The organism is Pseudomonas sp. AC252 (assembly GCF_979258105.1).
In genome coordinates this window covers 428,694-449,287 of record NZ_OZ409837.1, presented here as the reverse complement: position 1 = coordinate 449,287, position 20,594 = coordinate 428,694, and the positions used below count along the sequence as shown (strand labels likewise).

The following is a 20,594-nucleotide window of genomic DNA, read 5'->3' as shown; positions in this document are numbered from 1 at the left end:
GCGCGCCGCTACATTGCCCTGCGTGTAAACCATCGATCATCTTTCGTGAGGTTTACCATGCGCATCACCTCCCAACTCATCTGCCAGGCCGCCGACGATCTCAAAGGCTTGGTCGGCCTCAACCGCAAGACCGGCCAGTACATCGTGCGCTTCAGCGAAGATTCATTCGGCATGGACGTGGCCGACGACGGCATCATCCCGGCCAGTGAATTCGTCTGGGCGAAGGCGTCGGAAACCACCATGACCCTCAAGCGCGAATTGATTCAGCTGATGCTCGATCAACACATCGACGACCGGATCAACATCACCGAACCGTTACGGGTTTACATGAGCAAGGTTGAAGTGCCGGAGATTGTGGCGGTTCGGAGTCTGGTGCGCGGTTGAGGTGGATCGGTGACTTAATGGCCATTCGCTGGCAAGCCAGCTCCCACAGTTTATGCATTGTATTGAAGAGCACGCTGTACCTGTGGGAGCGGGCTTGCCCGCGAAGAGGCCGGTTTAGACATCGCTAGGTTCAAGGTTCAGCTCACACCTGCATTCAACCCGGCACAGTGGAATTCACACAAGCCTTCACAAATGCCCGTACCAGCGGCGGAGTTTTGTTCTTGAGGGCGGCGCGTTCCGGCTGGAACAGCGTGGCGACGAAAAACGGATGACTTTTAAGTTCGATAGCGCGCAGATCCCCCGCTGAATCACGGCCTACCGCTTGTAGCTGATCGCTCATCAAATGCTGTTCGAACTGCGGATTCACCCCGTAGCGGCAGCGATAGCCTTCTTCAATTTCAGACTTTTCGTACGCCTTGGCGATCAACGAGCCGGGCTGGAGGTGAATGACGTCGATGGCTTCAACCAGCGAGCAGCTCAGCGACGTGAGTACAGCGCGTTCGGATTCTGGCGAGGTTTCGCCGTGCTCGGCGTCGGCCCATCCTAGAACATTGCGCGAATATTCCAGAACCGCATGCTGAAAACCGCCACAGGTGCCGAGGAAAGGTCGCCCTTGCTCGCGGGCAAAGCGGATGGCGCGTAGCGCACCGTCTTCACTTTTATAAGGGCTGGCGGGTACACACCAGAACCCATCGAATTGAGTCAGCGCAGTGTCGGTGCCGATCTCTTCAGTGGCCAGCCACTCGAACTGCACGGTGCGTTGCAGGTGTTCGGCGACCAGGCCGAGTGCAACCGGAATCGCTTGGTGGGCGGTGACTTGGGGGTCGTAATCACCAACCAGGGCGATGCGAATGGCGCGATTTTCCATGGGATTTCCCTGCGCTTGCTGACGGATGGCAGTCACTATAGATCGCGTGATTGCCATCCCACTATCCCGAGTTTTACCTGGTGACTGAGACTACCGCTATCACCCCGACACCCGCTCATTGGCAAACATGCTCACCGCATCCACCGCCTCACTGGCGCCATCGCGAATCTGCAGAATCACCGTGCCGGCCTGATTGGCCAATTCCACGCCTTCTGCGGCGCGGTCGCGGGTGCCTTGCATGCTCTTGATCGCCTGCCGTGTTTCGCTCTGGATCAGACTGATCATGGTAGAAATTTCCGCTGTGGAGCCGCTGGTGCGCGCCGCCAGTTGCCGGACCTCATCGGCCACCACGGCAAAACCGCGACCCTGTTCACCGGCGCGCGCCGCTTCGATGGCAGCATTCAGGGCGAGCAGGTTGGTCTGATCGGCGATCGCGCGGATGGTGTTGACGATGGCCGTGATCTGTTCAGAGCGTTCGCCCAGTTGCGCGATCAGAGTTGAAGACTGGCTGATGTCCTCGGCGATTTCGCGCATTTCGCTGGCAGCCTGTTGAATCACCTGCGTACCTTGCTCGGCGACTTTTCGCGTCGCCACCGAGATGTGATAAGCGGTGCTGGCGCTGCGCGCGTCCTGCTCGTGTTGTTCGACGCGGGCGGTGACGTCGGATGCGAACTTCACGACTTTGTACAAGCGACCCGAAGCGTCGTAGACCGGGTTGTAGTTGGCCTCCAGCCAGATGATCTGGCCGCGTTTATCCACACGCTCGAACTGCCCGTGGAAGAACTCGCCCTGATTCAGGCGCCGCCAGAAATCCTGATAGGCACTGCTGTTGACCAGCGCCGGGGTGCAGAACAACCGGTGATGCTGGCCCTTGAGCTCCGCGAGGTTGTAACCCATCCGGGTAAGAAAATTCTGGTTGGCGGTAAGAATGTTGCCGTCGAGATCGAACTCGATCACCGCCATCGCGCGATCGATCGCCTGCAGCTTGGCGTTGGCCTCGTTCTCCTGCTGCACCTTGGCGGTGACATCCATGGCGTACTTCACCACTTTGATTACCCGTCCCGACGCATCCTTGATCGGGTTGTAACTGGCCTCGAGCCAGATCGGCTGGCCTTGGCTGTTGACTCGTTCAAAAGTGCCGGACTGGAACTGACCGTTTTTCAGGCGCGACCAGAGCTCGGTGTATTGGGCACTGCGACCGAACTCTGGCGTGCAGAAATGCCGGTGCGGCTGGCCGATCGCTTGGGCAGCGGTGTAACCCATGGTCTTGAGGAAGTTGTCATTGGCACGTAACACCACGCCATCAAGATCGAATTCGATCACCGCCATCGAACGGTTGATTGCTTCGAGCATTGCAGCTTGGTCAAAAACGGTGTGTTGCAGATCTTCGAGGGCGGCTTTGTGGCGGTTGAAAAACATGCTTGCGATACTCGGGAGTGGGAAAAATCAAAAGGATTCAGTCCCTATTCCTGCGCCGGCAGACCGAAATGCACAGACGGCATTCGGTGGTGGCTGCTCAATGCCAGCGTTCCGTTACTGGCAGATGGCTACTTATACAAAACTTAATAAAGTTGTACAAGAAAGGAATTTTTCGCGAGTTTGTATAACTTTTTGTGAAATTAGTTGTACGCGGCTCGACGCTGTCGGTGATTCACCGCTGATACAGTGCCAGGAACATCTCCAGCGCCGACTCGGCAACTGCATTCTGCGCGTCTGGATCAAGGGCCGCGCGACCCAGCGAGATCTGCGGCCAGAACGCGAATGCCTTGAGCAACCCCTGCACTTGATGCGCGGCAAACTCTGGATCCACCGGCTTGAGCCGTCCGTCGGCTTGCGCCGCGCGTATCCAGACGGTCAGGCCTTCCTCGCGCTCGCCCATGCGCTCGATCATGTTCTGCGCACGTTCAGGGGAATGAATGGTCGCGGCAATCGCCACCCGGGCGAGGGTGAGAAAATTCTCGTCAGCCATCATCTGCACTTTTTCTCGCAGCATCAGGCGCAGCTGCTCATGCAGCGGTCGCTCGCGGTCGTAGCTCACCGATGGCTCGGCAATGATCCGCGCCCACAGCTGATTAAGGATCTCGGCGAACAGCTCTTCCTTGCTCGGGAAGTGGTTGTACACCGTCCGCTTCGACACCCCCGCCGTGGCGGCGATCTTGTCCATGCTGGTGATTTCGAACCCGTGGGCACGGAATTCGGCGATCGCCGCCTGGATGATGGCTTCGCGTTTGCGGTCAGTGAGGCGTTGTGGAGCGGTCATGAGCGGGCTTCGGCAGAGAGGAATGAAATTACACTCGGCAGTTTACTTGGCGTCGGCTTTGATGCAACCTAGAAACTACACCGCTCAGTGTAATGTTGCGTTAATCCTCGCACCTTACAAACCAGAGCGTTTGGCCTTTGCGTGCAGCTTGGCCATTTTCATTTCCCGTGGAATACCGTGCAGCACACGGTTTTTCGGAGTCGTTCAGTCATGGCCAATCCAGTCTCTCTCCCGGATAACACTCCCACGCCTGAAGCCTCTCGACAGGATCAAGGGCTGTTTCGCAATCATGCCCCGGTTCAGCGCGAAGGCATACGCAAAATGCTGCGGATCATGTGGAACATGATTTTCCACAAACCGCGCGACACCCGTCCGAGCGCCGCCATTCCTGTGCAGCCGCTTACTCGCGAAGATCTGCTCGCAGCGCCCAATCACAGCGTTTACCGCTTGGGGCACTCGACGCTGTTGTTGAAGATGCGCGACAAATTCTGGATCACCGACCCGGTGTTCGCCGAGCGCGCCTCGCCGGTGCAATGGGCGGGTCCGAAACGCTTCCACCAACCACCGATCAGCATTGAGGAGCTGCCGCCGATCGAAGCGGTGATCCTCTCGCACAATCATTACGACCATCTCGACTACGAAGCGGTACTCAAACTCGCCGCCAAAACCACTTACTTCCTGACTCCACTCGGCGTGGGCGACACCCTGATCAAATGGGGCATCGACGCCAGCAAGGTGCGCCAGTACGACTGGTGGCAGGGCACCGAAATCGCCGGTATCCGCTTCATCGCCACCCCATCGCAGCACTTCTCCGGCCGTGGCCTGTTCGACGGCAACAGCACGCTGTGGGCGTCATGGGTGATGATCGACGCCGACACACGAATCTTTTTCAGCGGCGACAGCGGTTACTTCGACGGCTTCAAACGCATCGGCGAACAATACGGCCCGTTCGACCTGACCCTGATGGAAACCGGCGCCTACAACGTCGAATGGCCCCACGTGCACATGCAACCGGAAGAAACCCTGCAAGCCCACATCGACCTCAAGGGCCGCTGGCTCTTCCCGATCCACAACGGCACCTTCGACCTGGCCATGCACGCCTGGCACGAACCTTTTGACCGCATCCTTGCGCTTGCATGGGAACGCAGTATTGCGATTACCACACCGCGGATGGGGGAGGCGTTCAGCCTTGCGCATCCACAACGGGGGAGTGCGTGGTGGATGGCGGTTGAAGAGGAGGGGGAGGCGCTAGTGCAGAACGCCTGACGCGTTCGCCTCAAGCGAATACCACCTCAATACGGCCCTCTTTCCGCGATCGGGGGGCCGATTTGACTACAATTTGCACATCTCGTCCGAGACGTGAAAGGCATTCCATCATTTTGGCCTCACTGATTCCGCGAAATTTGCCACGCAACATTTCGGAAAGCTTGGGTTGTGATAGTCCCAAGATTTCTGACGCCTGAATCTGAGTGAGATGACGCGCCTTAATGATTGCGCCAATTTTCGCTGCGAGCTGCGACTTCACCTGCATTTCACTTGCATTGGGTAAGTCCAGATCGTGATAGACGTTTCCGCTACCTACTTCAATCTCCATGGTTTTCTGATCCTTTCGCATGTTCCTGGGCGGCTCGAAGTCTGTTTCTGATCAGATCAATGTCCGACTGGGCGGTTTTAATCCCGCTTTTCGACTTTTTCTGAAAGCAGTGCAAAACGTAAATTGCACTGCCAAAACGAACCGTATAAATGGCGCGGTAGGTGTCGGTGTCGAAGTCTTCTATCAACTCCAGGACACCTGCGCCTCCGAACCCTTTCATTGGTTTTGCATCTGAATACTTCAGGCCACATTGAGCCAGATCCAGTGCGTGACCAAAAACGTCTTGTACCTCTGTGGGCATCTGCTTGAGATCTTTTTTACTACTGCAGACCCACATAAGCGGCTTCCTTGCACTCATGCGAAATATACCTATTTTGGAATAATTATCAAATTGCCGTTTCAGTCAGCCATCGCAAAATCCCCACGCCCCACCGATTCCCCCGCCATCCCCTGCGCCCTGACACCGCGCCCCGGTGCAAACCCCGGGAAGAACACCAACCCCTGCGCTTCAAACCGATAAGCCAGTGCCAGTCTTGCGGCGTCCGCCACGTCCTGCTGCGCTTCGAACCGCTGGATATCCGCGACTGCAACTTCGGCCTCGCGCGACAGTTGTTCAACACTCCAGCCCAGCATGGCGCGGGCCTGGACGCAGTGGGTCGGGGTGAACTGGAAAAGGGCAATGCGTTCGAGGACGTGGTTCATCGCAAGAGAGGCCATGGTGTGCTCCGGGCTCAAAAGTGCTGATTGAAAATGTACTGTGTTTTTGTACAGTTGTTTTCGGCCGGGATCAAACGCATTTTTCGAATTTGCCTAGTTCGTCGGCTCCAACCAGACGGACGGTGCCTGTCCCAGCACACGCCGAAACATCGTCGAAAACGCCGCCGGGCTCTCGTAGCCGAAGTCCAGAGCAATCCGCGTCACCGCTTCCCCCGCCGCCAACCGTGCCAACGCCTGCACGACGCACGCCTGCTGGCGCCACTGACGAAAGCTGAGCCCGGTCTGCTGCCGAAACAATCTGTTAAAGGTACGCAAGCTTATGTGTAACTGGTCCGCCCAATGCTGCGGGGATTGATGGGTGTTGGGCATGTTCAGAAAGGTCTGACACAGACTGAGGAGCTTTCCTTCGGTGGGCATAGGAATGTGTAGGGGAAGGGGCGCACTGCGTGTCAGTTCATGCAACAGCAAGTTGATCAGCACACCATCACGTCCGGCCTGGTCGTAAATCAGCGGCACGTCCACCGCCTCCATGAGCAAATGCCGCAGCAGCGCCGACACGTTGAGCACTTGGCACTTCGGGCCCAAATCCACCGTGCACGGTTCGATGTAGAGGCTGCGCGTGCTCACCCCTAGCATCAATACTTCGTGGGCGACTCCCGGCGGAATCCACACTGCACGCTGCGGCGGCACCACCCAGTTGCCGCTCTGAGTACTGACCCGCATTACACCAGTGGCGCCGTAGAGCAATTGCCCACGTCGATGCGTATGAAACGGGAGTAGGTGGCCGTGGGAATAATCGGTACCGATGGCCACGACCGGGCGAGGCGTGTCATCAAGCTGATTGATCGAAATATTGCGCATCAGGCGAGTTCCAGCGATTGGCGTAAACGCGAACATTATTGGCCCAACTGCTGAAGCCGGCCAATGCCTGCCGCACTAATGTCACGGCTCCCAGTTCTGGACGCTCACCATGTTCTACCTCCTGCTTACATTGTTCGGCTGCCTCACCGGCATCAGCGCCGTGCTCTTCGGTTTCGGCGGCGGCTTCGTCATCGTGCCGCTGCTCTATCGCATGCTCACCGCCAGCCACGCAGCCGACGACCCCATCGCTCAGTCGGCCATGCACATCGCCGTGGCCACCTCGACCTGCGTGATGATCGTCAACGCCCTGATCGCTACACGCAAACACCAACGCGCGGGCAATCTGCTCCGGGAATACCTCTGGCCATTGGGCGGGTTTATCGGCGTGGGCGCGGTAGTCGGCGCCATCGCTGCCATGTGGGTCAGCGGCGAAGTGATCCGCTACGCCTTCATCGCCTACCTGGGCGTAACCATCGTCGATTGCCTGCTGCGCCAAGGATTTCTCACACAGTCCCAAACGACAATCCCACGACGACTGACCTCAACAAAAACATCCGCCGGCGGTGTAGGCATCGGCGCCATCGCGACGTTCCTCGGCGTAGGAGGAAGCGTCATGACCGTGCCGCTGCTGCGCCGTTGCGGGCTGAGCATGTCGCAAGCAACGTCCATGGCCAATCCGCTCAGCGTCCCGGTGGCGTTGGCCGGGACGTTGACGTACATATCGCTGGCCGGATTCAGTGAAACGGATCTGGGGGAGTGGTTTGTCGGGTATGTGGATTTGCTGGCTTTTGCAGTGCTGACGGTGGGATCGTTGTTGGGGATCCGACTCGCGACACCGTGGATCGGGCGGATTCCGGATCGGGTGCATGCCTGGGTTTATATCGGTTTGCTGATTATCGTGCTGCTGTGTATCTCGTTTAAATGAACCATTGCCAGGCTACAGTGCAAGAAACCAAAATCGATAACTGAACGCTGTCCTCCAGCAATAACCAGAGACCCAGGATGTTGATCTTTAATTGCACCGAAGCCGCCAGCAAGTTTTTTAGCCGTGTTCACAAAGGCAAGAAGGTCACGCCGGTGGACGTTAGTCCGCCGTCCTCAATCATTGAAGATCATGAGTTGAGCGGCGCTGACGAGCAGTGGCTGGTTCACGCCATAACGGTGCAACGCAAGCACGTGCTGCTGGTCATTCATGTCAAAACCCGTTATTGCCTGATTCTGGCCGATTTGAAAAAGGCCAATACCGAAGACTTCGTTGCGCGGTTTATTGATCGCTGGGTCCATGGATTGATGATCAACGCACACCTTCATAAACTCGGACCCTGGCTTAACCCGGAATTGATGGCGGCACGTCTGCTACAGACCTGTGAACACCAACGGTTCTATCGACGCAGCCATCGCAGCGCGCAAAAACACATTGATGAGATTGCATGGATGTTCCAAGACAAGGTCGCCCATACCGGGTCTTTGCCACCGGATGAAACCGCAGCGATGGTGTTCGACGCACAAATGAATGACACACCCCGGAATAGCAAGGGCGTCAAGTATTACTTCTTTCCGGATGAAGAAATGACACTTCACTGGCTGCGTCATTACTGCTTTCTTGATGACGTCCAGCTCCATGCGGCCAAGGAATGTCGCCAACAAGTGGCTCGAGAACTCACAGCCCTTGAGCACGAAGCCTGGCTTAAAGAGTACGAACGAGAAAACTCGAATAGTTGATCGACTCTCGCCATAATCCGCAGCGTATTTTTCAGCGTCGGCCCCGTCGACGCTATCTCCGACCTCTTCTAGGATTGATACATGTTCAAAGGACTGATGCGCCTGGCACCATGCGCTGCTGCGCTGTTCTCATTGATTTCCATCGCCCATGCCGAAGAAGGCCCGCGTGTCTTCACCGGTACGTTGGGCAAATCACCGATCGTGGTTGAGCTCAACACTGCACAACGCGACGAAGTGACCGGTCGTTATTTCTACGAGAAGTACCACCGTGACCTGGCACTCAGCGGCTCGCTGCAGGACAACACGCTAAGCCTCGTCGAAGGCAACAACCGTTATGGTGAAGACAAACCGCTACCAACCCTCAAGTTGAAAACCACCGCCAACGGGTGGCAGGGCGAATGGCGAAATACCAAGGGCAAGAAGTTTCCGGTGCAACTGACCGAAGCCAGACTTCCTGCGCCAGCCGCTACAACGCTGCCCTTTATTGCCACATTGTCGAAAGATGATCGCTACGAATATTTGCGCTTACAGGGGCTCAAGCTTAAGCCGGAAAAGAAAGAAAATTTCATGGGCTACGACCTGCAATGGTGGACAGAGCCTGAGTCGAAGATCTCGCTGTTCAGCGTCGAGTCGGGCTACCCGAAAGAAGAGCAGCAGCGCATCAACAACCACTTGCTCGGACGACTCTGGACTGAAGTCATCGACTTTCACCGCTGCATGATGGATGGAGGGGAATACGCCGAGTTTGATCAAGGTGCTGCCCCGCAGTTTCTCTCGGCCGACGTGGTCAGTCTGGACATTTCCACCGGCTACAGCTGCGGCGGCGCTCACCCGGACTTCGGCAGTTCGCCGATCAATCTGAATGCGCACACCGGTGAATTGTTGAAACTCAAAGACGTGCTGTGGATTGGTGAACCTGATAGCGCAGCCACCGAGTACGATCAGTTGAAAGTCATGGCGCCGTGGCTGGTCAAACAGTTCACCACGCTGTACCCCGAGGAAATGAAAAAGCCCGCCGAAGACGATGGCGACTGCGACTACACCGATGAAAGTGTTTGGGGTTACGCCAACTGGCACTTCACGCCGAAGGGGATTTACCTGGGCGCTTATTTCGCCCGTATCCAGCGCAACTGCGACAACCCCGATTGGCCAGTGCTACCGTACTCGCTGGTCAACCAACACCGTGGCGAAGCCAAACTGCAACTACCCAAAGGCTAACCGTCACTCCAACCCCGGCGCTTCACGAATAATGAAGTGATCCAGGTTCTCGATATCGGCATTGAAGACCTCGAACGGCTTTTCGGGGTTCTTCTTGCCGGGCACCTGCTTCAACTCCGGCGTCACCCCATAGAAGAAACAGAACAACGCCTTGTCGCTATCCACCGCGTGCTTGATCTCCTCCAGAAACGCCTTGCGCTTGCGGTAGTTGTCGATCAGCTTCTTGTTCAGATAAACGCTGACCGGATACGGCTTCTTCTTGCTGTCCTCGGGCTTCTTGAACCAGACCTTGTCCTCGAAATCGATACGAAAACTGGCACTGTGGAAGTCCTCAATCTTCTTTATCCGCCCCCAGTAAATCAGCCCCTTGTTGTCCGTCAGATACTCAATCTTTTTGAAAAACGAACTGTACGGTGCCGAATGCTCGCCGACCTTCAACGGCATCCGCTTGAGCAGCTCCTTGTCAGCGAAGTTGGAAACAAAACACTCCACCGGATGCGCAAACACACTGGTCTTGTCCGGCGCCGACTCACGCCCCGCTGATTCCTTGCCACTGTCCGCCGCCGCCCGCACCGGATCATCCCGCAACACATCCGCCGCCCCCGCAGGCGCGACAGGCTTGCGCACATACTCACGCCGCGTCAGCAACAACTCCGACGGAAAGTGTTCCTCCCGCCCGTCACCCACCTCGCCATCCGCCGTCTCAACGCCAGACGCTGAAGCCTTCAAACTCACATACGGACAACCCGTCACGTGCTGCGTAGTGGGCAGGTTCTTGAAGTGCGGCGTGCGCACATAGTTCACGTTCTTGGCGTTGAACGTCCCCAACTCATTGGAAACCTCGAACGCCGAACGACAGGCATCGTTGGGACACTGGAAGTGTTCCTTCGCAGAGTCAAACGCCACCGTCTCATCGAAATTGAGATCGCGAACGTCATAGATCGACAACTTGTCGTCGAGGCTGAGGCAGTAGGCGAGATCGAATTTCATGGTGGGGCTCGAATCCTTGAGTGGGGGAGGGGTATTAATAGCGGGAGGCGGGGTGGGTTGCACTGATTGTTTTCTGGATGATGCGGGATCTGTGGGAGCCAGCCTGCTGGCGATTCTTGGCATCAACCAACCTTCAATACTCAGACCGCCATTGCAGGCCACGCATCACCTTGTGGCGAGGAAGCTTGCTCCCGCTCGGCTGCGAAGCAGCCCCAAGCATTTTGAACTACAAAAAATCCGCTGCTTGAAACCTAAGCAACGGATCTTGAAACCATCAGCAATCACGCAACAATCGCGAAGCTCTACGCCACCAGGATTCCTGCCGATTGAACGGATCCTCCGCCAGCAAACAAGGCATATCCCGCAACCGAATCCACGGCTCATCCTGCCAATGCAACGTACTCAGCGACATCTGCGGCCAACTCAAGACACTCAACGTCGGACGCTCAACCGAGCGCGCCGGACGAGCATCACGCAGAGCAGGCACAACCTGATGCGTCAGCCACTCACGAAGCTGCCGATGCTCAGGACAGTAGTGATAGATCAGCAGTGCATACACACCCGACTCACTCACCATCATGTGGTCCTCAGCTTCGCCATAGGTCTCCACGCGCATCATCTGCTGCTGATCAGCGTCGAGTTTACGCAATTGGCGCTCGTCAAGATGTTTGCCCATCAATCGGCCCAGCCCCTGGACGCAGAACCACGCCTGGTTCTCAACCAGAAGGGCGTGCAGGTGGGTTTTGTTTCGGGTGAACCGAGTAGGAAGAAGTGGTTCAGACATGGCATGCCTCCTGATCAAGAGGCAGGGGATTCGAACGGCGGGTACAGCGATTCACCTTCATCATGAAGGTTTGATATCCAGGCATTTCCATTTACCTCTGGCTGCTTTCTTAGGGCATTCGTTAGGGTGTCGGGAGCTAAGAAACCCACCAGAGACGGGCCGGACATATTCCCCTTTCGGGTCTTGTATTCGCCCACTCCCGACATAACGGGATTTTTCGCAGACGTAGAGAAACCGCAGACGAAAAAAAGCCGCATGACTGTCGGGTGCGGAGGACCGCTCTGGTTTAAGGCGTTTCTTAGGCGCCGACTTTGAATCCTAGGCGTTTGACGCGTTAGGGTCAACCTCAGGCAAAAGACGACTATTTTGAAGCGAAGAGATATGTGGCGTCGAGGCTAAGTCAAATACATATTGAATTTGAATTGTAGAAGACTTCTTTTTTGAGTAGAAACTGTATTGATCATGTCATCTCTCCCGCTTGCTCAGGGCTCGCTGGGCAGGAAATATTTCGTCCATTGCTAAAGTTTACGTTGCTACAGATGTTATGTGAAGAAAGGGATCCTGTGCGATTGAGAAAAAACTGCGCAAACCAATTTCTGATAAATGCGCAGTTTATTATCCGTTCAGTCTTTTGCCTGCCATTTGAGATACTCAGTTGGCAGCAGTTTTGTAATTTCGTCGCTGTCCATCTGACGTAAGTTGTAAGTGCGCTCAAACTGTTTGAAGGTGAAAGGTAGACGGCGGATTCCTCCTAGCCCAGCTTTGCTCTTCGGGTCGCAGCGATCTTTCTTTTGTCGTTGGCTAGTCGCTCCTTTTTTTACCGATCCATCGGGCATCGCGTAAAGCGCATTTGCAACAGGCCAAAAACTTCGATGCGCGTATATTTCTTGGCGTGATGTCATTTGTTCTGCCATTTCACCCCAAGGCGATCTCAGGGATCCCAAGGCGACCTTGGCTGCTGTTCCATGCAGGCTCACAAGATCCCATGCAGTTCGTGCAACAAGTCGATATGCCAATCTGGGAGACTGCATTATGTAGTGCGGCTTCGCTAAAGGTTTTCCTACGCCAGTACCTCGTCCTTTACTCGTTAAGCTTTCGATGAATGCTAGTGAGATCCATGCCCACATTCCATGGTTCGACAAGAGGGAGAAGCGATCAATATTGCCAACGAAAACTTGATTTGCCAGATACTCGCCTAGCTCGTAGCTTGTTGAGATTTTTTTGAAAGATCAATTAGATATTCATTATCAATAATATCGGTAAATGTATCGCTCTCTAAAAGCTCCGTTGGAGCTGATCCAACAGGGTTGTCTATCCAAGCAGCAAGTTTGGCAATGCCTACTTCACTAAGTGATCTGACTTGGCTTGTCATGATGACGAACCTTCCATATCGGCCAAAGCTTCAGCCATGTGATGTTTAAAAATCCCTTTTGATGCGAATCTTCGAACAACATCGTCGGCCCAGTTTTCTTGAGCTAAAATATCGTCCTCATAAGACTCAACGGGCAGATTAGTACCCAGCGTGATGATGAAGTCCGCCCATGCGGAGATCCATGTTTCGGAGTCATCAAGCGCCGAGGGGTCTTTCGCGATTGCGATTGCAATTTGACGCATTACTTCCGGCATGACGAGAGAGCCAAACCAAGGCTGGTTTACTGCAGAGGCGGCAGTGGGAAATAAAGATCGCTCAACTAGCACGTTCGGTTTTTCGCCCTGTCCTTTGCCTTCTGGAAGTATAAGTCTCCAAGCTATGCCATTAAGATCGGTGGGCTCAATGTCGACTAAACTGGAGCCGAGATTTCCCGCTTCATCCAATGCTCTGACACCGTCTGCATAGCCAACGAGCATCGATTCACCTGGCTTGTTAAAAATGAATCTGAACTTTAAAGGCTTGTCTGTGGCGATATCCCGAATGCTCATTGACGTTTTGTTAAACTCAAACACAGGGCCAAGTTCGAAGTACTCTTCTGTACTTCCCGCTTGGACGATACAGCCCATTAGTACGGACGGATCAAGATCGGCTGCCGCATAGTCGAAGCTGTCCAGCCAGAAAACTCTTCCGTCAGATGAATCATTTCTAACTCGAACCAAGAAATGCTTCTTGTCAATCTGCCTCAGCCGGGTCGGGTTAGTCGTCCTCGTTATTTGCCCCATCGGACACCTCCTGGTACTTCACGCGGATTTCAAGCTGTCGATTGCGATCAAAACCATTAACGGATAGCCAAGAGTTTTCATCCTCCAAGCGGAAGCTCATTGTATTAAGTGCAGCAGTAGGCTGGGAAACTCTAGAATGTTTACGTGGATATGATGACTCATCACCGATCCAGAAGTCAGCGGCATCCCATAGCTTGAATGCGTCACCAATAACGGTGGCATAGGCCAAAGTAATTGTGCAGTCAATAGGAAAAGTGAATCCCTCTGCTGCGTTCGCACGAACCTCGAATCCTTCATCGAGTATTTTGAGTGCAACAGGTTTGGGTTTCGGCTTCGGAATATCTACCGGCGGTTGTCGTTCACCCCTAGGAGTTTCCGGCGTAATTCCGCTCCCTCCCATGCGTTTAACTGGGGGCGAAGCCGGATCGGAGAAATAAACCGCTAAAGCGGTTTCGTCCTTTTCCCCTCAGGTGAAATCAGTTGAACTAATCGAAGTGCGGCATTGCGAACTGCATTCAGCACATCGTTGGGGGAAAAGTATTGAGCCACGACTTTTGGGCGGCGAGCGTTCCAGTTACGATGCGTTGGCTCTTCAGCAGCGACTAGCAAATCAGAGAGTTTTGGATCTTGAATAAAGGTGAGCGCCATTACAGGGACAATGATTCTTGCAGCCTTTAACCTCTTTTCACCATCGATCCCTAAGTCTTGCCTAACGAACAGCTCTTGGCTCTGTTCTGCGTTTTCGTCTTGCTGGAGAAAAACCCTAAAATTTGCAATGGATGTTTCTTTCGGTTGTTTCTTTTTTACTGGAATGAGAAAGTCTACTGAAACTAATTCTGAGTTTTCGAATTTTTCTTTTAAAGACGTCAGCTCGTCTTCTTCGAATGCGTTTACTGTCAGTCTCGCATCTTTCGACCAAGACTCATTTGCCGTAGCTGTGACTGTACTGACATCTCTTGCAGTTAATGCAAGAAAATCACGATAACCCTTACTCAGTCGGCATTGTTCTCCCATGTCATTCGCTACGCCTGCGATGCTTGACGTATCCAGAGTAATGCCACCGACTTTTACCACTAACCGACCACGATTGATGGCAAAAAAGAATTCGTTGATAACCGCATTTCGCAGAGCTTTTTCCGTTATATCTTCCGCAGGCATCGGGACAATGAAAGTCGTTCCGGCTTCTGCTCCTCTAGCTAGACCAAGCTCTGCCTTGATTCCTCCGAGCATCTGTATGTTTTCTACAGGGATTGCCAGCTCATTCGGATTACTGGTTGCTCCCCATCTGGCTTCCTTTGCCCAGCGCCTGCTGTCTTCCGGCAGTTTGTAATTACGTTTGAAGCGGCAGCAGCCGAAGAGTAGTTCAAGTCCATCCGATTTACGCTTCGTCAGTGCAAAAACGCTCCTTAGCTTGCTAGCCAAGTACAAAGTGATTTTTCCTTGACCCGCCCCCCGTTGGACCTCGTCGTTTTCGCGCCTTCACCTTCACGAAACCAGAATGCATTCCAATTTTGCGTTGATCCCTCGAATGAGGAGTCCTTGTAACAGCCTTCCAGCCCGGTTGTTCCGAAATCCTCAATTACCAGAAATGTCATCTTTGCTGGTAGTTGATCGTTCTCGATTAGTTCGCCGGCTTGGAAGTGCTTAATCCAGTCGTCCGAGAAAATGGACCGGGCGAACTTAGTCGTTGCCAAGTCTACCGTGACCAGTTTGTATTCAACGCGTACGACGCTTTCGCTGCTTCGTGCGTCCAGTGGATTCTGCAAGGTTTCGCGAACGAGAATTTCAACGCTGGTGCGTTCCTCATCCGCAAAATTGTCGTCTGAAATGCTTGATCCTGAAGTCTCATTCGGATTTAGCGGGCGGAACTGCCAATGAACCACAATCAAATCTCCCTATCTTTAGTAGATTCAGAACAATGAGTGACTACAGTTTGAAGTCACCGCCAGCCGCGTTTTCTGCGTCAGAAAAGCGCGTTTTTGCTTGGTCTAGCTCCTTCTGCAAGGTCTTGAAGATTTTCTTGATGTCCTCGTCGCTAAAACTGTAAGCACTACGGTTGGATAGGTTTCCGATCAAGCGAATGTCATTGAGCGCTCGATTTACACGCTGCTCAGCTAATCGTACAAATTTCTCTCTTTTTTCTGACATTGTTCTGTCAAAGCTCCTACAATTTTTTAGGAATATTCCTGAAATCTTTGGGTAATATTTAGTAGTTTTTTCTACCGTAGTCAAATTTTTTTGCAGGCTGATTGCCATCATTTACGGTTGGCCGCTCCTTACGTAGCAAAAAAGCCAGTGGTATCGGGCCAAGGGATAGAGGTATCAGGCGAGGTGCCGTTAAATTTAGAAGGACCCCTCAAAGAGATCAGGCCAAGACACGGTTTTTTGATTACAATCCTTGATCGCATTTAGGATCCAGCTGATCTCAGCTTCAGGCCTGCGAATTCCGCACTCCCATAGCTCGAAGACACGCCATCCTTGCTGGAGAAGTTCGTTTTTTTGCCTGATGTCTCGCTTCACGTTTTGATCGAATTTCAGCTGCCAGAATTCTTCGCGAGTTCGAGGGGTTGTGGCGTATTTACAGCCAGTGTGTCTGTGCCAAAAGCAGCCATGAATAAAAATGCAGACGTTGTAGCGAGGAAGCACAATATCTGGCTTGCCTGGAAGCTTCCGAGAATGCAGTCGATACCTGAAACCGTGTCGGTGCAGCAGCTTGCGGACCTTCATTTCGGGAGATGTATTACTGCCGCGAATACCGGCCATCATCCGAGACCTGACTTCTTTACTGACTATGTCCATGACTGAGCCCCAGATGAATTTGCCTTTAGGCCGAGATACCACTATCGAATGTGACACCGCGCGTTCGAAGCCAATTCAGATTGTCGACCTTTTCGCAGGCCCTGGAGGTCTTGGTGAGGGTTTCGCTTCCTATGGTGATGGATCACGTTTTGAGATTTTAGTCTCAGCCGAAATGAACCCGATTGCCCGCGAAACGCTCAGGTTGAGAGCGTTTTACCGTCTGCTTAAAAAACAGAATCCAAAGCAGCTAAACGACTACTACAATTTCTGTAATGGCCTAAGCCCTACACCGTATAGCGATTCAAGTAAGGCTCAGTGGCTGGAAGCGGACAGGGAAGCTAGATGTATCACTTTGGGATCTAATGAGGGTGATGAGGAGCTTGATGCGATTCTTGACGATAAACTCGAGAACAGGCCTTGGGTGCTAATCGGCGGGCCTCCGTGCCAAGCCTACTCAATTGTCGGTAGGTCGCGTAATCAGGGGAAGGCCGATTACAGCGCTGAAAATGATCACCGCCATTTTCTGTACAAGGAGTATCTCCGAATCATCAAGGAGAGAAAACCGGCTGTTTTTGTGATGGAAAATGTAAAAGGAATCTTGTCCTCAAAGATCGCTGGCGAAAGCATTTTTACCCAGATTTTGCAGGATCTTACCGACCCGAATAAGGCGCTTGGCGATCCTTCGCCGGGCAAAAAATATCGCATCTGTTCGCTTGTGACGGGTCAATCTTTCGGGCCGGATGATGATGTAAGTAAGGTAGACCCTCGAGGCTACATTATTAGATCGGAGGAGTATGGAATTCCTCAGGCAAGGCATCGAGTGATACTCCTAGGGATTGCATTGGACGAGCATGGAAGTACGGAACAATACGAATGTATTGCGAAGGCTATTGGACGAGTAAGTACGAGGCAGGTTCTCGGTGATCTACCAGAATTACGTAGTCGTCTGACCAAGCAGTCCGATGATAGCGAAACATGGTATCGGGAAGTTGCCGCTCATCTAGATGGACTGATTTCGGAAGTTGATAGTGCGTTAGAGCCGAAACTTCATGCTGAAATGAAAATCGCCCGTGAATCTCTTCTCTCCACGTCACTTGAGGTTGGCGCTCTTCGTGTTCCACGTCGTAATGACGATGGGAAGACGAAAGATGAAGCTTTAGATGATTGGTATCGTGATAAAAATCTACATTTTTGGTTAAATCATGATGCGCGTGGACATATGCCTTCTGATTTACGACGCTACATGTTTGCTAGTGTATATGCTCGAGCTTATAAGGCTTCTCCAAAAGGACATCAGCAATTCAGTCTGTCCGGATTAGCTCCCGCCCACAAAAACTGGGAGACGGGCAAATTTAGTGATCGTTTCAGAGTGCAACTGGAGCAGCTTCCATCAACAACTGTTACCAGTCATATATCCAAAGATGGCCACTATTTCATTCATTATGATCCTAAGCAGTGTCGTAGTTTGACCGTTAGAGAAGCTGCTCGGCTTCAAACATTTCCGGATAACTATTTTTTTCAAGGTAATCGAACCCATCAGTTTCATCAGGTTGGGAACGCGGTTCCACCTCTGCTAGCAAATAAAATCGCTTCGGTAGTTTTTTCAATAGTGCAGAAGAAATTGGTAGTGGCAGAGCGTCTAGCATAGTTTGATGAAAAGAATCTCTTCGAGACGACGTAGATCTCAAGCCTCGCTTAGCGAGGCTTTGCTGATTTATAAATGATGCAAGCAGTAGACGTGTTTAGTACTTATACCAAGACTGATATTTGTTCGAAGTTATTGCTTTCCCTGCTTTCTTTTCAAGTTGATTGCACTCCTTGCAAAGCAATTGAATGTTAGAGATATCATTAAAGCCGTGCCCTGCCAATGGTACTATGTGGTCGTAGTTTTCTTGGTTTTCCAAATTGATTTGGCCGGATAAATCTTTATCGCAAAGTACGCAACGGCCTCTGTCGCGATAAAAGACCGCTCTTCGCACCCATTTTGGTATGGTTGTGCGTTTCAGTACGCCGGGTTTTTTAAAGAGATATTCGATTTCTTTAGGGCAAGGGGAAGTAGATTCGGTTTCTAGCGCGTCGGCCATCATGACATTGAAGACTTTCATCAGATCGCGGTTCTGAAACAAGACATGAAATATCTCTTTAGATATATGTTCTATTAGTTTGTCAAATACACCGTCCTCACGAAGCTCATGGATATATTCATAAACGTCGTCTATGCTGCATTCAATGAATACTTTTCTCTTGCTTTCTAAAAATTCTTCAAAGCTCCGATGTTTCATGTTGTGGTGTTCGAGTGCGCGTTCAATGGGTAGTACGTGTGGCCTCATGTGTTTCAGGGCAAAAGGCAGCTCTAAAAGGGATTCATATATTGTTTTCTTTTTGTTGAGTACAGATTCATCTGCTTGATCGTAATAGACGTCGTGAATAATGAATTCGATGAACTCATGAAATAATGAGTATTTGCTGAAAGTGCTTAGTCTATAGTTTATTCGTCCATCTCCATGGAACTCATTTAGCATTCTGAGATAGTCGTCAGGATAATAAAGGATATTTTTTATTATGTTACAAAAATAGTATGTGTCGTAAAATTTTGCCTCAAGCATTTTTTTCTCGGCTTTTAGGATGTGAGGGCTGTGTGAAGTTATTTTATTTCGAATTAATTAATTTTTTTCAATAAAAAGCCCCGATCAGATCGGGGCTTTTTGCTTTCTCGATTCGCCGACTCAAACCGCAATCGTCAAATCGCTCCAAGCGAGACTATTAGTCCCAGCTCAGAGCACCACCAGTCTGATACTCAATAACCCGCGTCTCAAAGAAATTCTTCTCTTTCTTCAAGTCCATAATCTCGCTCATCCAAGGGAACGGGTTAGTCGTCCCTGGGTATTCCTCTTTCAAACCAATCTGCGACAAACGACGGTTCGCGATGAACTTCAGATAGTCCTCCATCATCGCCGCATTCATCCCCAACACCCCACGAGGCATGGTATCCCGGGCGTATTCGATCTCCAGCTGCGTACCCTGCAGAATCATCTGAGTCGCTTCTTCCTTCATCTCAGCATCCCACAAATGTGGGTTTTCGATTTTGATCTGGTTGATCACGTCGATGCCGAAGTTCAGGTGCATGGATTCGTCGCGCAGGATGTATTGGAACTGCTCGGCGACGCCGGTCATTTTGTTGCGGCGGCCCATGGAGAGGATCTGGGTGAAGCCGCAGTAGAAGAAGATGCCTTCCAGAACGCAGTAGTAGGCGATCAGGTTGCGCAGCAACTCTTTGTCGGTTTCCGGGGTGCCGGTTTCGAACTTCGGATCGGAGATCGAGCGGGTGTACTTCAGGCCCCAGGCTGCTTTTTTCGCGACCGATGGGATCTCGTGGTACATGTTGAAGATTTCGCCTTCATCCATGGCCAGCGATTCGATGCAGTACTGGTAGGCGTGGGTATGGATCGCTTCTTCGAAAGCCTGGCGCAGGATGTACTGGCGGCATTCCGGGTTGGTGATCAGGCGGTACACGGCCAGGACCAGGTTGTTGGCAACCAGGGAGTCGGCGGTGGAGAAGAAGCCGAGGTTGCGCATGACGATGCGGCGCTCGTCGTCGGTCAGGCCTTCCGGGTTTTTCCAGAGGGCGATGTCGGCGGTCATGTTGACTTCTTGCGGCATCCAGTGGTTTGCGCAACCGTCCAGGTACTTCTGCCAGGCCCAGTCGTACTTGAATGGCACGAGTTGGTTGAGGTCGGCGCGGCAGTTGATCATGCGCTTTTCGTCAACGGCGACACGGGCGGAGGCGCCTTCGAGTTCGGCGAGGCCTTCGGCGACGTCGAGGGAGTTCAGTGCAGCCTTGGCGCGGGCCACGGCGGCCGAGTCGTCGGCGGTGACGGCGCGGGCTTCCAGCGCGGCGGCGCCGCCGGCGTTGTCGAGGCGGTCCATGTTGGCTTCGCTTGCGTGGCCGGCGTTGGCGCCTTTCACGGTTGCGACTTCACTGTCTTCTTTATCGAATTCGTCCCAGCTCAGCATGACGTGTCGTCTCCTGCGTGAGGGCCTGTGCCCGTGTGAAACCTGATGGGTTGGTTTTTCACACGGCCAAAGCCGCGTTGGATGTCGTTTTTTGCAGCGCTGCACGCAGGCAAATAAACAGAAATTTTGACGGGTTCCGAGAGCCTCTGATGGGCGCAATCAGCGTCGGGCACTGTTGCGGGGCTTCAGAATGGCTTTTGCTCCCTGTAAGGGAATATTGCTGACCCGT

At 52.8% G+C, this 20,594-nt stretch carries 25 protein-coding genes; 6 read left to right on the top strand and 19 right to left on the bottom strand.

Annotation, left to right across the window (positions count from 1 at the left end; translation table 11 throughout):
- Positions 1–57: 57 nt before the first annotated feature.
- Entirely contained in the window at positions 58–384 is a 327-nt protein-coding gene (locus ACZZZ4_RS02115) for a DUF2025 family protein (protein ID WP_463547150.1), read from the top strand.
- Between the two features lie 154 nt (positions 385–538).
- On the opposite strand, the gene ACZZZ4_RS02110 is transcribed toward ACZZZ4_RS02115, so the two are convergent.
- From ACZZZ4_RS02110 to ACZZZ4_RS02100, 3 genes are all read right to left on the bottom strand, one after another.
- Positions 539–1,252 (bottom strand): CTP synthase C-terminal region-related (seleno)protein, encoded by a 714-nt coding sequence (locus tag ACZZZ4_RS02110; protein WP_463547149.1) that lies wholly within the window; start codon positions 1,250–1,252, stop codon positions 539–541.
- 99 nt (positions 1,253–1,351) lie between these two features.
- Complete coding sequence (locus tag ACZZZ4_RS02105) at positions 1,352–2,671, bottom strand: methyl-accepting chemotaxis protein (protein WP_463547148.1); 1,320 nt, start codon at positions 2,669–2,671, stop codon at positions 1,352–1,354.
- Between the two features lie 232 nt (positions 2,672–2,903).
- Positions 2,904–3,512 (bottom strand): TetR/AcrR family transcriptional regulator, encoded by a 609-nt coding sequence (locus ACZZZ4_RS02100; RefSeq protein WP_110602421.1) that lies wholly within the window; start codon positions 3,510–3,512, stop codon positions 2,904–2,906.
- Positions 3,513–3,722: 210 nt separating this feature from the next.
- Here ACZZZ4_RS02100 and ACZZZ4_RS02095 point away from each other — a divergent pair, with 210 nt between their 5' ends.
- On the top strand, positions 3,723–4,778 hold the full coding sequence (locus ACZZZ4_RS02095) for an MBL fold metallo-hydrolase (RefSeq protein ID WP_463547147.1): 1,056 nt from the start codon (positions 3,723–3,725) through the stop codon (positions 4,776–4,778).
- A 10-nt stretch (positions 4,779–4,788) separates the two neighbouring features.
- Here ACZZZ4_RS02095 and ACZZZ4_RS02090 read toward each other — a convergent pair whose 3' ends face one another.
- From ACZZZ4_RS02090 to ACZZZ4_RS02075, 4 genes are all read right to left on the bottom strand, one after another.
- Positions 4,789–5,106 (bottom strand): helix-turn-helix domain-containing protein, encoded by a 318-nt coding sequence (locus tag ACZZZ4_RS02090; protein WP_122602120.1) that lies wholly within the window; start codon positions 5,104–5,106, stop codon positions 4,789–4,791.
- Positions 5,096–5,443 (bottom strand): type II toxin-antitoxin system RelE/ParE family toxin, encoded by a 348-nt coding sequence (locus ACZZZ4_RS02085; RefSeq protein ID WP_276320601.1) that lies wholly within the window; start codon positions 5,441–5,443, stop codon positions 5,096–5,098. Before ACZZZ4_RS02085 ends, ACZZZ4_RS02090 begins: the two co-directional genes overlap by 11 nt.
- 62 nt (positions 5,444–5,505) lie before the next feature.
- Complete coding sequence (locus tag ACZZZ4_RS02080; protein WP_415761745.1) at positions 5,506–5,823, bottom strand: helix-turn-helix domain-containing protein; 318 nt, start codon at positions 5,821–5,823, stop codon at positions 5,506–5,508.
- Between the two features lie 93 nt (positions 5,824–5,916).
- Complete coding sequence (locus ACZZZ4_RS02075) at positions 5,917–6,684, bottom strand: AraC family transcriptional regulator (protein WP_463547146.1); 768 nt, start codon at positions 6,682–6,684, stop codon at positions 5,917–5,919.
- A 109-nt stretch (positions 6,685–6,793) separates the two neighbouring features.
- On the opposite strand from ACZZZ4_RS02075, the gene ACZZZ4_RS02070 reads away from it, so the two are divergent.
- From ACZZZ4_RS02070 to ACZZZ4_RS02060, 3 genes are all read left to right on the top strand, one after another.
- Entirely contained in the window at positions 6,794–7,609 is an 816-nt protein-coding gene (locus ACZZZ4_RS02070; RefSeq protein WP_463547145.1) for a sulfite exporter TauE/SafE family protein, read from the top strand.
- Positions 7,610–7,686: 77 nt separating this feature from the next.
- Positions 7,687–8,406 carry a DUF6933 domain-containing protein gene (locus ACZZZ4_RS02065; protein WP_463547144.1) on the top strand — a complete coding sequence of 240 codons (720 nt, stop codon included), beginning with the start codon at positions 7,687–7,689 and terminating at the stop codon, positions 8,404–8,406.
- An 81-nt stretch (positions 8,407–8,487) separates the two neighbouring features.
- Positions 8,488–9,624: a hypothetical protein gene (locus ACZZZ4_RS02060; protein WP_463547143.1), complete on the top strand. Its 1,137-nt coding sequence runs from the start codon at positions 8,488–8,490 to the stop codon at positions 9,622–9,624.
- 3 nt (positions 9,625–9,627) lie between these two features.
- Here ACZZZ4_RS02060 and ACZZZ4_RS02055 read toward each other — a convergent pair whose 3' ends face one another.
- The 10 genes from ACZZZ4_RS02055 to ACZZZ4_RS02010 all read right to left on the bottom strand — a co-directional run bounded on the left by ACZZZ4_RS02055 (position 9,628) and on the right by ACZZZ4_RS02010 (position 16,351).
- A complete protein-coding gene (locus ACZZZ4_RS02055) occupies positions 9,628–10,614 on the bottom strand; it encodes a hypothetical protein (protein WP_463549243.1) in 987 nt (328 codons plus the stop codon).
- A 274-nt stretch (positions 10,615–10,888) separates the two neighbouring features.
- A complete protein-coding gene (locus ACZZZ4_RS02050) occupies positions 10,889–11,398 on the bottom strand; it encodes a BRO-N domain-containing protein (RefSeq protein ID WP_463547142.1) in 510 nt (169 codons plus the stop codon).
- A 623-nt stretch (positions 11,399–12,021) separates the two neighbouring features.
- Positions 12,022–12,375: a hypothetical protein gene (locus ACZZZ4_RS02045; RefSeq protein ID WP_463547141.1), complete on the bottom strand. Its 354-nt coding sequence runs from the start codon at positions 12,373–12,375 to the stop codon at positions 12,022–12,024.
- Between the two features lie 218 nt (positions 12,376–12,593).
- Positions 12,594–12,770: a hypothetical protein gene (locus ACZZZ4_RS02040; protein ID WP_463547140.1), complete on the bottom strand. Its 177-nt coding sequence runs from the start codon at positions 12,768–12,770 to the stop codon at positions 12,594–12,596.
- Entirely contained in the window at positions 12,767–13,552 is a 786-nt protein-coding gene (locus ACZZZ4_RS02035) for a hypothetical protein (protein ID WP_463547139.1), read from the bottom strand. The genes ACZZZ4_RS02040 and ACZZZ4_RS02035 overlap by 4 nt, the downstream gene beginning before the upstream one ends.
- Positions 13,527–13,952: a hypothetical protein gene (locus ACZZZ4_RS02030; protein WP_463547138.1), complete on the bottom strand. Its 426-nt coding sequence runs from the start codon at positions 13,950–13,952 to the stop codon at positions 13,527–13,529. Before ACZZZ4_RS02030 ends, ACZZZ4_RS02035 begins: the two co-directional genes overlap by 26 nt.
- A gap of 41 nt (positions 13,953–13,993) precedes the next feature.
- Positions 13,994–14,974: a hypothetical protein gene (locus ACZZZ4_RS02025; RefSeq protein WP_463547137.1), complete on the bottom strand. Its 981-nt coding sequence runs from the start codon at positions 14,972–14,974 to the stop codon at positions 13,994–13,996.
- The gene (locus ACZZZ4_RS02020) at positions 14,959–15,435 is read right to left on the bottom strand and encodes a hypothetical protein (RefSeq protein ID WP_463547136.1); all 477 of its coding nucleotides are present in this window, start codon (positions 15,433–15,435) and stop codon (positions 14,959–14,961) included. Before ACZZZ4_RS02020 ends, ACZZZ4_RS02025 begins: the two co-directional genes overlap by 16 nt.
- A 43-nt stretch (positions 15,436–15,478) precedes the next feature.
- Positions 15,479–15,811: a hypothetical protein gene (locus ACZZZ4_RS02015; protein ID WP_463547135.1), complete on the bottom strand. Its 333-nt coding sequence runs from the start codon at positions 15,809–15,811 to the stop codon at positions 15,479–15,481.
- An 84-nt stretch (positions 15,812–15,895) separates the two neighbouring features.
- The gene (locus tag ACZZZ4_RS02010) at positions 15,896–16,351 is read right to left on the bottom strand and encodes a very short patch repair endonuclease (protein ID WP_463547134.1); all 456 of its coding nucleotides are present in this window, start codon (positions 16,349–16,351) and stop codon (positions 15,896–15,898) included.
- A 13-nt stretch (positions 16,352–16,364) separates the two neighbouring features.
- Between ACZZZ4_RS02010 and ACZZZ4_RS02005 the strand changes: the two genes are divergently transcribed.
- Complete coding sequence (locus ACZZZ4_RS02005; protein ID WP_463547133.1) at positions 16,365–17,999, top strand: DNA cytosine methyltransferase; 1,635 nt, start codon at positions 16,365–16,367, stop codon at positions 17,997–17,999.
- Between the two features lie 94 nt (positions 18,000–18,093).
- Here the strand turns inward: ACZZZ4_RS02005 and ACZZZ4_RS02000 are convergent, their stop codons facing one another.
- Both ACZZZ4_RS02000 and ACZZZ4_RS01995 read right to left on the bottom strand, forming a co-directional pair.
- Positions 18,094–18,957, bottom strand: coding sequence for an HNH endonuclease (locus ACZZZ4_RS02000; protein ID WP_463547132.1), 864 nt, complete (start codon positions 18,955–18,957; stop codon positions 18,094–18,096).
- A gap of 157 nt (positions 18,958–19,114) precedes the next feature.
- Positions 19,115–20,365 (bottom strand): ribonucleotide-diphosphate reductase subunit beta, encoded by a 1,251-nt coding sequence (locus ACZZZ4_RS01995; protein WP_016773579.1) that lies wholly within the window; start codon positions 20,363–20,365, stop codon positions 19,115–19,117.
- Between the last annotated feature and the right edge of the window lie 229 nt (positions 20,366–20,594).

Bases quoted from the DNA above. Each gene is read 5' to 3' on its own strand.
- ACZZZ4_RS02000 (WP_463547132.1), bottom strand. From the start codon at position 18,957: ATGCTTGAGGCAAAATTTTACGACACATACTATTTTTGTAACATAATA.
- ACZZZ4_RS02095 (WP_463547147.1), top strand. From the start codon at position 3,723: ATGGCCAATCCAGTCTCTCTCCCGGATAACACTCCCACGCCTGAAGCC.
- ACZZZ4_RS02080 (WP_415761745.1), bottom strand. From the start codon at position 5,823: ATGGCCTCTCTTGCGATGAACCACGTCCTCGAACGCATTGCCCTTTTC.
- ACZZZ4_RS02015 (WP_463547135.1), bottom strand. From the start codon at position 15,811: ATGATGGCAATCAGCCTGCAAAAAAATTTGACTACGGTAGAAAAAACT.
- ACZZZ4_RS02055 (WP_463549243.1), bottom strand. From the start codon at position 10,614: ATGAAATTCGATCTCGCCTACTGCCTCAGCCTCGACGACAAGTTGTCG.
- ACZZZ4_RS02010 (WP_463547134.1), bottom strand. From the start codon at position 16,351: ATGGACATAGTCAGTAAAGAAGTCAGGTCTCGGATGATGGCCGGTATT.
- ACZZZ4_RS01995 (WP_016773579.1), bottom strand. From the start codon at position 20,365: ATGCTGAGCTGGGACGAATTCGATAAAGAAGACAGTGAAGTCGCAACC.
- ACZZZ4_RS02070 (WP_463547145.1), top strand. From the start codon at position 6,794: ATGTTCTACCTCCTGCTTACATTGTTCGGCTGCCTCACCGGCATCAGC.
- ACZZZ4_RS02115 (WP_463547150.1), top strand. From the start codon at position 58: ATGCGCATCACCTCCCAACTCATCTGCCAGGCCGCCGACGATCTCAAA.
- ACZZZ4_RS02060 (WP_463547143.1), top strand. From the start codon at position 8,488: ATGTTCAAAGGACTGATGCGCCTGGCACCATGCGCTGCTGCGCTGTTC.
- ACZZZ4_RS02075 (WP_463547146.1), bottom strand. From the start codon at position 6,684: ATGCGCAATATTTCGATCAATCAGCTTGATGACACGCCTCGCCCGGTC.
- ACZZZ4_RS02065 (WP_463547144.1), top strand. From the start codon at position 7,687: ATGTTGATCTTTAATTGCACCGAAGCCGCCAGCAAGTTTTTTAGCCGT.
- ACZZZ4_RS02050 (WP_463547142.1), bottom strand. From the start codon at position 11,398: ATGTCTGAACCACTTCTTCCTACTCGGTTCACCCGAAACAAAACCCAC.
- ACZZZ4_RS02005 (WP_463547133.1), top strand. From the start codon at position 16,365: ATGAATTTGCCTTTAGGCCGAGATACCACTATCGAATGTGACACCGCG.
- ACZZZ4_RS02030 (WP_463547138.1), bottom strand. From the start codon at position 13,952: ATGGGAGGGAGCGGAATTACGCCGGAAACTCCTAGGGGTGAACGACAA.
- ACZZZ4_RS02040 (WP_463547140.1), bottom strand. From the start codon at position 12,770: ATGACAAGCCAAGTCAGATCACTTAGTGAAGTAGGCATTGCCAAACTT.
- ACZZZ4_RS02110 (WP_463547149.1), bottom strand. From the start codon at position 1,252: ATGGAAAATCGCGCCATTCGCATCGCCCTGGTTGGTGATTACGACCCC.
- ACZZZ4_RS02085 (WP_276320601.1), bottom strand. From the start codon at position 5,443: ATGTGGGTCTGCAGTAGTAAAAAAGATCTCAAGCAGATGCCCACAGAG.
- ACZZZ4_RS02090 (WP_122602120.1), bottom strand. From the start codon at position 5,106: ATGGAGATTGAAGTAGGTAGCGGAAACGTCTATCACGATCTGGACTTA.
- ACZZZ4_RS02035 (WP_463547139.1), bottom strand. From the start codon at position 13,552: ATGGGGCAAATAACGAGGACGACTAACCCGACCCGGCTGAGGCAGATT.
- ACZZZ4_RS02100 (WP_110602421.1), bottom strand. From the start codon at position 3,512: ATGACCGCTCCACAACGCCTCACTGACCGCAAACGCGAAGCCATCATC.
- ACZZZ4_RS02105 (WP_463547148.1), bottom strand. From the start codon at position 2,671: ATGTTTTTCAACCGCCACAAAGCCGCCCTCGAAGATCTGCAACACACC.